General features: G+C 32.0%; 16 protein-coding genes. 8 read left to right on the top strand and 8 right to left on the bottom strand.

The window, feature by feature from the left end; genetic code table 11:
• A partial coding sequence (locus QMD61_09260) for an MFS transporter (GenBank protein ID MDI6724817.1) occupies positions 1-1,286 on the top strand: 1,286 nt, incomplete at its 5' end.
• Here the strand turns inward: QMD61_09260 and QMD61_09255 are convergent.
• Together QMD61_09255 and QMD61_09250 are read right to left on the bottom strand one after the other, a co-directional pair.
• A complete protein-coding gene (locus tag QMD61_09255; GenBank protein ID MDI6724816.1) occupies positions 1,279-2,250 on the bottom strand; it encodes an ABC transporter substrate-binding protein in 972 nt (323 codons plus the stop codon). The genes QMD61_09260 and QMD61_09255 overlap by 8 nt on opposite strands.
• A gap of 500 nt (positions 2,251-2,750) precedes the next feature.
• Positions 2,751-3,209, bottom strand: a complete 459-nt coding sequence (locus QMD61_09250) for a nucleoside deaminase (GenBank protein MDI6724815.1) — start codon at positions 3,207-3,209, stop codon at positions 2,751-2,753.
• 187 nt (positions 3,210-3,396) lie between these two features.
• Here QMD61_09250 and minD point away from each other — a divergent pair, with 187 nt between their 5' ends.
• Positions 3,397-4,194, top strand: a complete 798-nt coding sequence (minD, locus tag QMD61_09245; GenBank protein ID MDI6724814.1) for a cell division ATPase MinD — start codon at positions 3,397-3,399, stop codon at positions 4,192-4,194.
• Between the two features lie 264 nt (positions 4,195-4,458).
• On the opposite strand, the gene QMD61_09240 is transcribed toward minD, so the two are convergent.
• Positions 4,459-4,737: an antibiotic biosynthesis monooxygenase gene (locus tag QMD61_09240; protein MDI6724813.1), complete on the bottom strand. Its 279-nt coding sequence runs from the start codon at positions 4,735-4,737 to the stop codon at positions 4,459-4,461.
• A gap of 218 nt (positions 4,738-4,955) precedes the next feature.
• Here QMD61_09240 and QMD61_09235 point away from each other — a divergent pair, with 218 nt between their 5' ends.
• Entirely contained in the window at positions 4,956-5,939 is a 984-nt protein-coding gene (locus QMD61_09235; protein ID MDI6724812.1) for a ribonuclease H-like domain-containing protein, read from the top strand.
• Between the two features lie 43 nt (positions 5,940-5,982).
• Positions 5,983-6,903, top strand: coding sequence for a response regulator (locus tag QMD61_09230; protein MDI6724811.1), 921 nt, complete (start codon positions 5,983-5,985; stop codon positions 6,901-6,903).
• Positions 6,904-6,947: 44 nt separating this feature from the next.
• Here QMD61_09230 and QMD61_09225 read toward each other — a convergent pair whose 3' ends face one another.
• Entirely contained in the window at positions 6,948-7,457 is a 510-nt protein-coding gene (locus tag QMD61_09225; GenBank protein ID MDI6724810.1) for a type 1 glutamine amidotransferase domain-containing protein, read from the bottom strand.
• A gap of 85 nt (positions 7,458-7,542) precedes the next feature.
• On the opposite strand from QMD61_09225, the gene QMD61_09220 reads away from it, so the two are divergent.
• From QMD61_09220 to QMD61_09205, 4 genes are all read left to right on the top strand, one after another.
• The gene (locus QMD61_09220) at positions 7,543-7,695 is read left to right on the top strand and encodes a hypothetical protein (protein ID MDI6724809.1); all 153 of its coding nucleotides are present in this window, start codon (positions 7,543-7,545) and stop codon (positions 7,693-7,695) included.
• Positions 7,696-7,737: 42 nt separating this feature from the next.
• Positions 7,738-7,992, top strand: coding sequence for an NAD(P)H-dependent oxidoreductase (locus QMD61_09215; protein ID MDI6724808.1), 255 nt, complete (start codon positions 7,738-7,740; stop codon positions 7,990-7,992).
• Positions 7,993-8,028: 36 nt separating this feature from the next.
• Positions 8,029-8,214, top strand: a complete 186-nt coding sequence (locus tag QMD61_09210; GenBank protein MDI6724807.1) for a tautomerase family protein — start codon at positions 8,029-8,031, stop codon at positions 8,212-8,214.
• Between the two features lie 193 nt (positions 8,215-8,407).
• Positions 8,408-8,641 (top strand): TRAM domain-containing protein, encoded by a 234-nt coding sequence (locus QMD61_09205; GenBank protein MDI6724806.1) that lies wholly within the window; start codon positions 8,408-8,410, stop codon positions 8,639-8,641.
• 191 nt (positions 8,642-8,832) lie between these two features.
• Here the strand turns inward: QMD61_09205 and QMD61_09200 are convergent, their stop codons facing one another.
• The 4 genes from QMD61_09200 to uvrB form a co-directional block, all read right to left on the bottom strand.
• Complete coding sequence (locus QMD61_09200) at positions 8,833-9,450, bottom strand: PrsW family glutamic-type intramembrane protease (GenBank protein MDI6724805.1); 618 nt, start codon at positions 9,448-9,450, stop codon at positions 8,833-8,835.
• A 35-nt stretch (positions 9,451-9,485) separates the two neighbouring features.
• On the bottom strand, positions 9,486-10,400 hold the full coding sequence (locus tag QMD61_09195) for a DUF362 domain-containing protein (protein ID MDI6724804.1): 915 nt from the start codon (positions 10,398-10,400) through the stop codon (positions 9,486-9,488).
• A 123-nt stretch (positions 10,401-10,523) separates the two neighbouring features.
• The gene (gene uvrA, locus QMD61_09190; protein MDI6724803.1) at positions 10,524-13,433 is read right to left on the bottom strand and encodes an excinuclease ABC subunit UvrA; all 2,910 of its coding nucleotides are present in this window, start codon (positions 13,431-13,433) and stop codon (positions 10,524-10,526) included.
• Positions 13,433-15,388: an excinuclease ABC subunit UvrB gene (gene uvrB, locus QMD61_09185; protein ID MDI6724802.1), complete on the bottom strand. Its 1,956-nt coding sequence runs from the start codon at positions 15,386-15,388 to the stop codon at positions 13,433-13,435. The genes uvrA and uvrB overlap by 1 nt, the downstream gene beginning before the upstream one ends.
• Positions 15,389-15,511: the final 123 nt, after the last annotated feature.

The following is a 15,511-nucleotide window of genomic DNA, read 5'->3' as shown; positions in this document are numbered from 1 at the left end:
ATTTAATTGTTCTTATAAGCTTTTTATTAATTTTCGGACGAGTTGGTGATATTGTTGGTTATAAAAAGGTGTTTTTATCGGGGATTTCCCTTTTTACCCTTGGCGCTTATTTTTGTGGTATCTCACTTGATATTACCAGTATACTTATTTTCAGGATTGTCCAGGGCATTGGATCTGCCATGTTGCTTTCAGTGACTCCTGCAATAATATCAGTCCATTTACCTCAAAATATGAGTGGTAAAGTATTTGGTATAATCTCCCTAACAACAACACTTGGTCTTTCCTCTGGCTATGGAATTGGTGGGCTTATAAATGAATATGGAAGTTGGAACTGGATATTTTTAGTAACAGTTCCTCTTGGAATTGTTGTAATCATCCTCAGTGCTATAATATTACCTGAATCGAGAAAAAACAAACAAAAAACGAATTTTGATGTTATTGGGTCAATTCTAATATTTACCACACTTCTAACCCTTATTTTACCCCTTGATATTGGTCAAAGTATGAACTGGAGCTTATTAGAAATTGTTCTAACTCTTTCCATATCTTTAACTTCAGGAATTTTCTTTTTTATATGGGAATCCCAGCATAAAGACCCATTATTTGACCTTTCTATATTAAAAAATACTTATATTGCTCTATCTTTAATTTCAGGATTTTTAGCCGCCTTGGTTCTTAATGGAAGCATATTTATTCTTCCATTTTATTTCGAACTTATTATGGGATATTCCTCAGACTTTTCTGGCTTAATTATTCTTCTTCCATCCCTTTCATTCATATTCATAGGTCCATTATCTGGTTATATCTCTGATAGGATAGGATCTTGGATTCCAACAATTGCTGCAGTTATTTCATTAATTATTGCAGTTATTTTACTGACTCTCTTTAATGAAACTATTGGGATGCTCTTTATTTTCATTGCACTTGGAATTAGGGCCATATCAGAAGGAATGTTCACTCCAGCAAACAATAAACTCATAATGAGTCACAGCACAAATGAAAAACGGGGTTCTTTATCCAGTTTATTGAATACTGCACGATATTTAGGCTTAGTTATGGGTATTGTGGTATTTAATTCAATATTCAACTATACTATAAATATTGAAACAGCTGAAATATTGGGAGTACCTTTAAATGGCGCATATCAATTAAGTGCCCCTACAGAGATCCTTTTAAATGGATTTCATAATGCATTTATTGTAGGGTTAGTTTTAAGTATTATAATCTTTGTTTTTTCAATTTTAACCAGGGAAGATAGGAAAACAGATGAAGATAAATTTAATTAATATGTATTTCAGTTCTAGGCAGATATTCAAGATCAAACATTTCTGTTCCGCTTAAATTTCCATTTAAATATCCCAATTGCTTTTGAAGCTCACTGAACCTGATAGAATTCCTTATAAATTCATTTGAAGGTATGGCAATAAATTCAACGTGTTTAAGGCCTTCTTTTTCAACGTCAATATTTGTTCCAAGTTTTTTGGATATGATTAACGCTGTTTCATTTTTACTGGAGTTTATAAAATCAGTCGCTGCAATGTGTACATTTAAAAATTTTCTAATGGAATCAGGTTTTTTCTGGATAAATTCTTCCCTTGCTATTACAACACAGCAGGGATGATTATTCCATATATCTCCAGAATACATAAGCACGTCACCATCTCCTTCAAATCTTGCAACGGATACATATGGTTCCCATGCTATAAAAGCAGCGAATTTATTAAATAACAGGGATTTAGGCATTAAAGGAACTTCTGATTCTACAATATGTACTTCATCACTGCTGATATTATTTTTATAAAGTAAATCAGCAAGCAGCACATCCTGCACTGAACCTTTTTCAGGTATTGCAATAGATTTACCCTTCAAATTAGTTATATCATTAAAATTACTATTTTTTTTAACTACAACTCCACTGCCTTCCTGATTTACTGCAGCAATGATTTTAATAGGTATTCCTTTATCGATTGCACTTGTTACTGGAGATATACCACAGTAACCAATATCTATTTGTCCTCTTTCAGCTGCTGTTATAAGTTCATGGCCTGCTCTAAATGGGACTAAATGAACTTTAATACCTTCTTTTTTAAACATGTCCTTTGCTTCTGCAACAAATAAAGCAGAATGATGATTACTTGGAAGATAACCAACCACAATAGTTTCTTCAGTATTTTTATAATAATTATAAGTTTGAAATACAATAATAAAAATTAAAAAAAACAGCACTAAAATAATCAAATTTTTATTCATGAACACCACTAATTTTAGATTAGAATTTTAATCAAGCCAGATGATCTAACTTCACAAAGATCAATATTAACTTTATGTTTTATTAATTTATTCAAATCTATTGATTAAGTGGAAAAAATAATGGCTGAAAAAATTCACCATTGCTCAATACTCATTTATGGTAGAATAAAATAATTAATAGATAAAAAAACAGTTTAATGACTAAAAATATATAATTTAAGCCTGTTAATAAGAATATAAATAACTATTAAAAATTATTAAATAAAATAAAGCCCCATTTATCAATTTTACGATATAAATATCAATTAAGGCTTATCAAAATGTTTTTTGTCAGATTATAACTTGCATATTTGCCTGAATAGTTTTTGAACAATACTTAAAGCTTAGTTGAAAATTAAATCTAAGTTATATTTTGTTTAAGGGTCATAAACTTAGATGTATTCTAAATAAATTGAATAATTATACGTAAACAGGCTGGTTTAGTGAATTTAATTAAAATTCTAAAATCCAACCCTTTCAAGTTCCATGTTCCAGATATCAGGGTTAATTTCAATGTATTTTTTCATTAATTCTATGCATTCATCCATATTAAGATTAATCAATTCAACTCCTTTTTCCTTTAAATAATCTTCAGGGCCTTTAAGAGTATTATTTTCACCAATAACCACTTTAGGAATTTTGTATAATAATATAACTCCAGAACACATTTCACATGGAGATAATGTAGTATAAAGAGTGCATTTTTTGTAATCTTTTCCTCTTAATCTCCCTGCATTTTCTATACAGTCCATTTCTCCGTGTAAAATAGATGAACCACTCTGCAAAAGTCTGTTATGTCCTCTACCAATGATTACATCTTTATGAACAAGAACTGCACCTATTGGAATCCCACCTTCACTAAATCCTTTTTTTGCTTCTTTTATTGCTTCTTTCATGAACTTATAATGTTTTTCAATCATTATTTCACATCCAGACAATTAATAATATAGATCAATAGCTAATTTATACTTATTTTCAAAAATACAGCTTTAATAATTATTTTTAATTAGATATTATGTGAATATAGCCACATTAATTCCATATGAATAAAAATAGCTGTGATGCTAAAGTATATATGCAAATTCATAAAGATCATAGGTGGAAAAGATGACAAGAGTTATAGTTGTGGCTTCAGGTAAAGGTGGAGTTGGAAAGACAACGTTGGCTGCTAATCTGGGTATTGCATTATCATTACATGGAGAGGATGTAGTAACACTTGATTTAGACCTTTCAATGGCAAATTTAGAACTAGTACTGGGTTTAGAAGGAAAACCGGTTACTTTACAGGATGTTCTTGCAGGTAACGATATAATTACTAATGCCATATATGAGGGTCCTGGCGGGGTTAAAATTGTTCCAGCAGGATTATCAATTCATGGTTTAAAAGATATGAGATTGGAAAGGCTTGAAGAAGTCCTTGAAACTCTTGTTGAAGATATTGATATCCTATTAATTGATGCTCCTGGTGGTTTGGAAAGAGATGCTCTTGCTGCCCTTAATGTTGCTGAAGAATTAATTTTAGTTACTACTCCAGAAGTTACATCCCTTAGCGATGCTCTAAAAACTAAGATAGTTGCAGATAAAATTGGAATAGACATTTTGGGCGTAGTGGTCAATAAAGGACAGACCCATAATGCATTTTTAACACCTGAGGAAATAGAAGCTATCCTGAATGTGCCTATACTTTCTATTATTCCTGAAGATTTAGAACTTAATAAAGCATCGGCATCTGGAAATTCTATTTTAGTAAAGAATCCCGATTCTAATACTTCTAGAATTATTATGAATCTTGCCGCAGTAATTATTGGCAAATATGACTATGACAATGATTTAACCAGCGAAGGTATTATTACCAAGTTCTTCCATACTGTTTTCGGTAAATATCTACATGTTTACAGATCTTAAATACAAATTTTTTAAATAATTACTTCTTTTATTTACTATATGCAGATTATATTGTTTTTGGGATATATGTATACATGTAAATAGGGCTATTTTTGTCTATTAGATTTAAAACTGATTTCTGGTTTTTAAGAACACATTTTGTGTACTTTTAAGTAATTTTACTTCGCTATATTTATATATGACGAAGTAAATTTGAATCGCTTTAAGATATTAGAATTATAGTTATTTTCCCATTAAACAATATTGTAAATTTAACCTCGATATCTAAATTGTTTTTGCTATTTCATCAAGATAAGTAACTCTTATCTCTTTTGCACCTGCATTTTTTAGAGCTTCTTGTAGAGCTTCTGATTCAAAGTACTTATGTGCATTTTCGAAATTGTCCCATTTAAATAAAATTACTACCTCATTTGGATCATCGAAATTACGGAAGAGATGAGCTTCATAACCACCATATTCTTGTCTTATAACTGCTCTTTCATCAAAAACAGGCTTCCACTTACTATAATTCTCGATTTTTAATTTTCCAAGCACATAGACCATAATTTCATCTCCTTTTGTGATTAAATATTTCATGTTAAATTATATAATAAGTTTTTAATAATATTTATTAAAAATATCAATATACATTTTAAAAATACAGGAAAATTAAATTCTTTTTTTAAATACTAACAACAAATTTATAACATAGTAATATGTATTATAAAGAAACTTATAAATACCCTTAAATACTATATTCATAAAATTTTTATATGAAACATATGATAACACATGAATCCCTATTTGAAAATTCTACTGATGAATATGAAGATGCAATAAAGTTAAAAAAGAAATTACTTGAAACATACGAAGGGAAGAGCATTGATGATCTAGAAAATGTAGAGGAGTTTCATACTGAATACGGACCATGCGGTAATATAGAAAACCGATCCAAAATAAAATTGACTACTTTACACATTGATAAGGCTAAAAACAAAATTTTATCTGATTTAAAATTATTAAGTGGAATAGGAGAGGCAAGAGAACAAAAATTACGTGCAGATGGATACTGCACCATTGAGGACTTGTGTAATCACGATAAATTCTCCAGAGAGGCAAGAGAACTGTTAAATATCCTTGATAATTGTGATACCTGCCAAGCATCAGACTGGATCTCAAACTGGTATCCAAAATCACATCCACTTAACCTGTTTTCTTCAAGTTTTAATGATAATGAAGATTTCATCTTTTTAGATATAGAAACTCTGGGCTTTTTTAACAGACCCATTATACTTTTAGGTGTTGCTAAAGTTACTGGTAATGAAATACAGGTAAATCAATATTTATCTCGAAATTTGGAAGAGGAAAATGCGGTTTTAGCATCATTTTTAACCCATGTTGATTCTCAAAGTGTTTATGTAACCTTTAACGGGCAAACATTTGATATGCCTTTTATTTTTAACAGAATGAAGCATTATGGTGTAAAAAAAGATATTAATAAACCTCATTTCGATTTACTCCATTTTTCAAGGCGTGCATGGAGTGATAATTTACCAAACTGTAAATTAACCACAATAGAAAAACATATATTTGGTATTGAAAGAGAAGACGACATACCCAGCGGCCTTGTTCCTGAATTTTACAAAGTCTATAATAAAACTGGAAATATAGGGCCATTAATTCCTATAATTGAACATAACAGACAGGACATTATTACGCTTGCTAAAATATTTTCCAAACTGCATGAAAAATGGGATGATTTATGATTAAAATAGTATTTAAAAAAACTAAAAATAATGGAGAAATATCATGAAAAATAAGCCTGTCAATATCTTATTAATTGAAGATAGTCCCGAAGATGCTGTTATTATAAGGGAAATGTTAAGGGATACTCCTAATATTCAATTTAAGTTGAAACACGCCAATAAACTAAAAAAAGGCTTTGAGATGCTTTTTAATACTAAATTTGATGTTTTATTGCTTGATTTAAACCTTCCAGATAGCTGGGGATTTGATACTTTCATAAGAACCTATGATCAGGTTCCAGATATACCAATAGTTATATTAAGCGGTTTTGATGATGAGGAAATTGCAGTTAGGGCTGTGCGTGAAGGTGCCCAGGATTATATGATTAAAGGGGAAATTGACGGTAAATTATTGTCCAGATCAATATATTATGCTATTGAACGTAAAGAAATTGAAAAAGAATTGATGAAAACTCATAATGACCTTAGAAAGTTAATTGAATGGCACGAAGAAGAATTAATTGAGACTGAAGAAAAATTAAACAATGAAATAAAAGCCCATAAAGAAACGGAGAAAAAACTAATTGACGCTATTAAGAACCTTGAAATTGAAAAAAACAAGTTTAATACCTTGATAGATCAATTACTCCACGGTATAATCATTGTAGATGCTGCTTCCGGAAGTCACCTTGTTAAAAATAAAAAATTTGAAGAGATTTCTGATGGTTTTTTAAAAGAAGGAGATATGGAAGATATATTCCCCTTTAAAGGGTTTTATCCCGATGGAACTCAACTTAAAACTGAAGATTGGCCTTTAATACGTTCTATTGTCATGGGTGAGGAAATAGAAGATGAAAAAATCGCTATTTTAAAAAATGATGGTACCACAACAATTATAAGTACCAGTTCAAAACCAATTAGAGATAACGAAGGACAGATTATTATGGGAATGTCCATTTTATCAGACATTACAGATGAAATTTAATTCTAAACAACTATTTTGATTAAATTAAAGAAAAAAAGTAAATCTTATGCTAATTTTTTCAAAGAACTTTCAATAAAAGCGGGTATATCGTTAGGTCCACGGCTGGAGATTATATTACCGTCTTCAACTACTTCTTTATTTATATAATTTCCCCCTGCGTTTTCTATATCCACTATTATTGATTTCCAGCCAGCTACCTCACGTCCTTCTATTACTTTGGCAGTTATTAAAAGTTGAGGCGCATGACAAATGGCAAATACTGGTTTACCACTTTCTACGAATTCTCTGGTAAAATTAACTACACTTTCGTTTTCTCTTAATTTATCAGGAGAACAACCCCCTGGAATAAATAATGCATCGTAATCATTAGTAGAGGCATCTACTGCTGATTTTTCTATTCTAACTCTTGTTTTTTCTTCTTTTCCATCTACAGTTTGTCCTTCTTTAAAGCCAATATGTGTTAATTTATGCCCCGCATCTTTAAATGCCTGTGATGGTTTTATATATTCAACATCTTCAAATTTTGGCCCAATTAAAACTGCTATTTTGCTCATTATTTCCCTCCATCTAACCATAATTAATATTAATAGTTATATAATTATTATAATTAAAATCTTGCATTTTGAAAGTGGTGATAAAATGGGAAAACTGGCAGAAAAACTAAAAAAGAAATACTGTCCGGAATGTGAGACAGAAACAGACCATATTGTCGAAGTAGTTGAATGCAGTGAATGCAAAAATAAGGACTGTATTTTTATCTGTACAGAATGTATTAAAAAAGAGTTAAAATGAAGTTGGAAACGATAAAAGTATTGTTCTTGTTATGGAGAGAAATTGTACGATACAATGACGTTAAAAGGTAAAAAAGCAATGTTATCATTTACAACAGACGCAAATAAAGATCTATATTCTTATGAAAATCCTCATGAAGATTTAGATGAAATATTTAGACATATTACGCATAATATTCTTGAATTAACAGGTCTTGAAATTATGCCCTCTTTTGTAGTTTATGGTTCTGTAGTGATGTTTAAAGAAGCTTTAAATGAAGAAATGGAAAAATTTAAACAAATAATAAATTCTTTATAGGATAAAAAAAATAATATATGTTGGAGGAGGTTTAATATGCCTGTAATTACAATAGAAGGGCCAAAAATGAGTAAAGAGCAAAAAGCTCAACTTGTAAAAGAATTTTCTGAAACTGCAAGTAAAATAATGGGACTTCCAGTTGAAGCAATGGTTACAATAATTCGTGAAGTTGAATCAGAAAATGTAGGAACTGGAAACATCCTCTTATGTGATAGAAGATAAACTTTTTTTCAACACTGGTTTAAAAATTAATTTTTGGAAACTTAAATCCAAAAATTAGCTTTATTTTTTCATTTTTAATTTTATAAAAATAATATTTCATTTAAAAATTAAAAATAATTGCATATATTTATATACTCTTAAATTAAACAATAATACAGGCCATTTTTATGGCTGTATTTAGGACGTGAATAAATTGTTTAAAAATAGTTACGGAAGAGATAATTACTCAAATAGAGGAAATTCTGCTCCTTTAAACGAAGGAGAAGAATACGATGTTAAAATTGAAGATGTTGGAAGAGATGGCGACGGAATCGCAAGAATAGAAGGCTTTGTAGTTTTTGTATCTGGAGCAAAATTAGGCGATGAAGTTAAAATTAGAGTCACTTCCACAAGAAGAAACTTCGCATTTGCTGAAATAGCACAATAATTAGTTTTAATTTTTAAGCTGTCAAAATTTAGATTTTGGCTGCAGAAATCCCCCAAATTCTTTGAATGGGACGCATGCGAAAATTATAAATTTTCAAATGCTTTGATTTTTGAAAGTTTTGAAATTAATTTTTCATTAACGTTAATTATTAAATCTAATTTTTTTTATTTATTCTGAAATTAATTATTTTTTTAAATAAATTCATTCAAATTTTCATCAATAAACCTTTCTGAAGTCTCATTATAAAAACGCCAGGATAAATAATAAGCTCCTAAATTTGCAACGATAATACCCAGAGATCCAAGCTCAAAAATAGCTGAAAAATTATTTAAAAAGTGTAAACCTACTGCAACTAAATAAAACGCTAAAGGGTTCTTTTTAGCAATACCATAAGCAACTATTGAAGTACTTGATGCATGGAATAAAATTCCAGGCAGTCTTAATGGAAAAGGCACATCAAAAACAAAAATATAAAGGAAAAATTCAGATATTCCAAACCCAAGACCCACAAGAAACCCTAAAATAAAAATTGACCTTTGAGTTTCCCCATGTCTGTAAAAAAGCGGAAATGCTTTGGCAAATTCTTCAATAAATGGTGTAAAAATGATAATTGAAAGAATATTTGCAAAAATAACTGATATATTACCTAAAAAATTGCTTGTAAGTGTTCCAAAGAGAAGTGTCATGGGTACACTTACTATTATCCCCGAAATAAGAAAGAAAACTTTTTCTGTTATTTTAGGTCTGTGGGGCTCAATAACTACAATATCTTTTTTAACCTTTACTTTATGTTCATGAAGTTTAGGCATAAATTTTACTTCCCTGATATAATTTAAAAGAGAGTTTATTCATTTTTAAAGATTTCCTTTATATTCTCTAAATCTGATTCAGCTTCGTCATTAAGGGGAATTAATTCTATTTCATGGGCTGATTGGGCTCCAAATCCTAGCTCAGAGGCTCTTTTGATCTGATCAAGCTCAAATATTTTTCCCTTTGCTATATCTGTTTCAACCCCGTAATTTCTTAAAATTGCAATACCTACTGCATCTAAAGCCACTCTGTCACTGCTTGCAAGAAGCAGATTTGGTTCTGCAAGTTTTCCCTGTTCAGGCCCCTTGTTTATAAATGCCTTTATCGCGTCCATTATCACTAAATCAACATGGTAATGGTTGTTAATTTCAGCTATCATCTGCCTTTGATATGGGGACATGTGCAGTTCAGCCATGTAATTATATAATCCTCCAGGAAGTCTTTTTGCGATTAATCCCACAGAATTTTTAAGTGATAATGTGAAATGACCTCCAAATCTATGTGTTTTAAGACAGCATGTCTGAATTATTCTCTTTGTCTCAAGGAATAGCTTTGCAATGTAAAATCCTTTAAGCCAATGCATTCCATCTCTTTCAATCTTGACCCATTCTCCTTTATCCTCTTTATCAAGTGCCACAGCTTTAAAACCTAAATCCTCCGATAGTTTGAATACTCCCATTTTTTCCAGCACATCTTGAGTATTTCCCATACCACTTCGCTCAGCCAGCACTATTTCATCCACATGCATTTCTTTAAGCTTATTTACTATTGCACGCACGGTATCAATATGGGTTGATGCAGGAAATGGGTCTGCACTATTAAAATTTGCTTTTATTGCAACTTTATCTCCATCAAATTCATCTAAATTAAATTGTCCCATTAATTCATTTATTCCATAATCCCTATTCTCTGTCTTAATTAAAAATACTTTCCTGGATTTATTAGCCATATAATGCCCTCCATATCCAGATAATTAATGATTGAGTAATTATAAAACTAATAATATTATATCATTAGGTAATATTACTAATTTTGGTATTCAAAAAATAGGAAAACAAAAATAAAAGAATAATTATTTGTTGTTTGTGGATAGTTCCTGTGAAACAGCATTTTGACCAATTTCTAAAGAAGAAAATGTGGATTTTCCATCTAAAACTTCTTTTAAAAATCTTCCCGTGTGGGTATCACTTAATGCAACTTCTTCTGGCGTACCCGCAGCGACAATGAGGCCTCCATCATCTCCACCTTCAGGTCCAAGGTCTAATATGTAATCAGCAGTCTTAATAACATCCAGATTATGTTCTATAACTAAAACAGTGTTTCCAGAATCAGTTAATCTTCCAAGAACATGGAGTAACTTTTTAATATCTGCAAAATGCAGGCCAGTAGTAGGTTCATCCAGAATATATAGTGTTCTTCCAGTACTCTGACGGCTAAGCTCCTTTGAAAGCTTAACACGTTGTGCCTCCCCTCCTGAAAGAGTTGTTGCTGGCTGTCCAAGTTTTATGTATCCAAGACCAACATCATCAAGGGTTTTAAGCTTTTTATGAATACGTGGAACGTTTCTAAAGAAGTAAAGCGCTTCTTCAACAGTCATATCCAGAACATCAGCAATGTTTTTACCTTTATATCTGATATCCAGGGTCTCCTTGTTGTATCTTTTACCTCTGCATACTTCACATGGAACATAGACATCTGCTAAAAAGTGCATTTCAATCTTAATTATACCATCACCGTTACAAGCTTCACAGCGTCCGCCCTTAACGTTAAAACTAAATCTTCCAGGCTTATAACCTCTTTTTTTAGCTGCAAGTGATTGGGAGAAAATTTCTCTGATATATGTAAACACACCAGTATATGTAGCTGGATTGGAACGTGGTGTCCGCCCTATTGGGGATTGATCGATAATGATCACTTTATCGATATTTGAAGTGCCTAAAATCTCATCATGTTTTCCGGCATTGACATGTTTTCTGTTAAATTCACCGTAGAGACCCTTATAAAGGACATCATTTATAAGAGTGCTTTTACCAGAACCTGAGACACCTGTAACGCATGTAAATACTCCTAAAGGTATATTAACATCAATGTTTTTAAGATTATTTTGTCTTGCGCCTTTAACTGTGATGAATTTACCGTTGGGACTATTTCGCTCCTTTGGAATTTCTATAGTTTCATTTTTTGATAGATATCTACCTGTAATTGATTCCGGATTATCCATTATTTCCATTGGTGTTCCTTCTGCTGTAACTCTTCCTCCATGTTCTCCAGCACCAGGACCAATATCTATAACATGATCCGCAGATAATATGGTTTCTTCATCGTGTTCAACGATAATTAATGTGTTTCCAATATCCCTCAATCTTTTAAGGGTTTCTATTAATCTCTTGTTATCCCTCTGATGAAGCCCGATACTGGGTTCATCAAGTATATATAGAACACCAACAAGTCCTGAACCAATTTGGGTTGCAAGTCTAATTCTCTGAGCCTCACCACCAGAAAGAGTACCTGATGACCTGTCCATGGTGATATAGTCCAATCCCACATCAGCTAAGAAGCTTAATCGCTCATTTATCTCTTTTAATACCTCCTTTGCAATGAAATGCTCCATTGCAGTTAGTTCAAGTTCTTCAAAGAATTTTTTTGACTCTTTAATGGGCATGGCAACAATTTCAGCTATGGATTTATCTCCTACAGTTACTGATCTGCTTTCAGGACGTAATCGTGAACCATTACAGGCAGGACATTTTCTATCACTCATGAACTGCCCAATATAACCCCTCATATAATTTGATTTAGTATCCATGAACAGGCGTTCCATTCTTTTTATAACACCTTCAAATTTCCTTTTTACATGGTGCAGCCTGTTTCTTCGCCGAAATGTGAATTCAATTCTTTCAGATGATCCATAGAGAATTATATTCTGGTATTTTTTGGGGAGATCCTGAAATGGAATGTCCATACTAAACCCGTAATGATCTGCAATGGCTTTGAGCATCTGATAGTAATAGTTATCCCTCTTTTTAGATTTACTCCATGGTAATATTGCACCTTCATTTAATGAAAGTGCTTTATCAGGCACCACCAGGTCTGTATCCATTTCCATCTTACTTCCAAGCCCGTTACATTCTGGACATGCCCCGTGTGGACTGTTGAATGAAAATGATCGGGGACTGATCTCTTCAAAGTTTATATCACAATCTGGACACGCAAAGTGCTCACTGAATATTTTTTCGTTTTTTTGCCCATTTTTTTCTAAAAGTGCTACAATTAATCCTTCCCCCAGCTCAAGAGCGGTTTCTACTGAATCTGCAAGTCTCCTTTTAAAATCAACATCATATCTAATAACAAGCCTATCTACAACCACATCTACGGTGTGTTTTCTATTTTTGTCAAGTTCTATTTCTTCATCCAGATTAATTACTTCGCCATCTACCCTGACTCTCACAAAACCTTTCTTTTTAAGGTCTTCAAATATTTTATGATGTTCACCCTTTCGATCTTTAACTACTGGTGCAAGAATCTGTATTTTAGTGCCTTCTTCCTCTTTGTAAATGCTATCAACAATCTGTCCAGATGTTTGCTGTGATATTGGTTTTCCACATTTATAGCAGTGAGGTAAACCTATTCTTGCATACAGAAGCCTTAGATAATCATAAATCTCCGTCACTGTCCCCACAGTTGATCTCGGATTTGTCTTTGTGGTTTTCTGGTCAATGGAGATTGCAGGTGAGAGTCCTTCAATATAATCCACTTCTGGCTTTTTCATTTGACCTAAAAACTGTCTTGCATAGGCTGAAAGGGATTCTACATACCTTCGCTGCCCTTCAGCGTATATTGTGTCAAAAGCCAGTGAAGATTTACCTGAACCGCTGATTCCGGTAATTACCACAAATTTATCCCTTGGTATTGTAATATCTAGATTCTTTAGATTGTGCTCTCTCGCACCCTTAATGACAATGTTATCCTTTTTAGTATTCATTAGTTTGAAACCCCTTCTAAAGCAGTTATTTTATCTCTAATCTTCGCTGCTTTTTCAAAATTAAGTTTAGCTGCAGCTAATTTCATTTCATGTTCCAGATCTTTAATTAATAAACGTATTTCATCTTTAGGCATATTTTCAATGTGATCAATTAATTCAATTTTATCCCTTTTCTCTTTTTCCTTTATAGATCTAACAACAGATTTAGGAGTTATATTATGTTTTTTATTATATTCAATCTGCATCTTCCTTCTTTTATTTGTTATTTCAACAGCAGATTTTACTGATTTTGTTATTTCATCAGCATATATGATGACTTGTCCATCTATATTCCTTGCTGCACGTCCAATTGTCTGAATAAGGGATGTTTCAGATCGAAGGAAACCTTCCTTATCCGCATCAAGAATTCCTATAAGAGAAACTTCTGGAAGGTCCAATCCTTCCCTTAAAAGGTTTACTCCGACAAGGCAATCGAATTCGCCTCTTCTAAGGTCATCAATTATCTCAATACGTTCAAGGGTACCTATTTCTGAGTGCAGATATCTTACTTTAATCCCGATTTTTGCATAGTAATCTGTGAGGTCTTCAGCCATCTTTTTTGTAAGTGTAGTTACCAGTATTCTCTGATTCTGTTTAATTCTCTTTTGAACTTCCCCTAAAAGATGATCTACCTGTCCTTTAACCGGTTTGATTATTACTTCAGGGTCAACAAGTCCAGTGGGTCTTATGATCTGTTCTACAATATTCTGACTTTTTTCAAGTTCATATTTAGCAGGTGTTGCAGAAACATATACTACCTGATTCATAAGACTCTCAAATTCATCGAAGTTCAATGGCCTGTTTTCACGGGCTGAAGGAAGTCTGAATCCGTAATCTACAAGAGAATCTTTACGTGCGCGATCACCAGCATACATTCCCCCAATTTGAGGAACAGTAACGTGTGATTCATCAATTATAGTTAAAAAATCATCTGGAAAGTATTTTATAAGAGTATGAGGCATGCTTCCCCATTTTCTACCACTTAAATGAAGTGAATAGTTCTCTACCCCAGGACAATAACCCATCTCTTCAAGCATTTCAATATCAAACCTTGTTCTCTGTTCAAGACGCTGGGCTTCAAGTAGTTTATTCTGCGAATGTAAAATAAGTAACCTATCTTCTAATTCTGCTTCAATAGCTCTAATAGCTTTTTGCATTTTACTTTCAGAGATTACAAAGTGTTTTGCCGGAAATATGGTAATTCTATCAATTTTTTTTATTATATCTCCTTTTAAGGGGTCTATGTAGGATAATCCGTCAACTTCATCGCCGAAAAGTTCAACTCTTATGGGGAATGAACCGTGAACTGGAAATATTTCTATTACATCTCCCCTTGCTCTAAATTTACCTCTTGTAAAGTCTATATCATTTCTTTCGTATTGAATATGGACTAATTTTGATAATATTTCCTCTCTTTCATGTGTTTCCCCAATTCTCATGTGAAGAAGATGATCTCCGTAATCTTCAGGTGATCCAATACCATATATACATGAAACACTTGAAACAACTATTACATCATCTCTTGAAAGCAAAGATTGAGTTGCTGAATGCCTCATCTGGTCAATTTCGTCGTTTATGCTTGCTTCCTTGTCTATATAGGTATCTGTATGTGGAATATATGCCTCTGGCTGATAATAATCATAGTAACTGACAAAATATTCAACAGCATTTTCAGGGAAGAATTCTTTGAATTCTTCATAAAGCTGTGCAGCAAGTGTTTTATTGTGAGATATAACTAATGTTGGCTTTTGAACCTCTTTAATTACATTAGCCATGGTAAATGTTTTTCCTGATCCTGTTACTCCAAGGAGTGTCTGATGATTCAAACCCTTATTAATTCCATTAACAATAGAATTTATAGCTTTGGGCTGATCTCCTAATGGTTTATAATTGGATACAAGTTTAAATTTATTCATTTTCATCCTCTTTTTGAAAAGATTTCAATAAATTCAATTCTTATAGTTTAAAATTATCATGATAATTAATAGATTTTAAGTAAGAGCATTTGAAAAGTAATCTATCCAATGTTTGTGTTTTAT

The organism is Methanobacterium sp., assembly GCA_030017655.1.
Lineage (GTDB): Archaea > Methanobacteriota > Methanobacteria > Methanobacteriales > Methanobacteriaceae > Methanobacterium_D.
The sequence above is the reverse complement of the archived record's forward strand: the minus strand, read 5'-3'. Positions and strand labels throughout refer to the sequence as shown.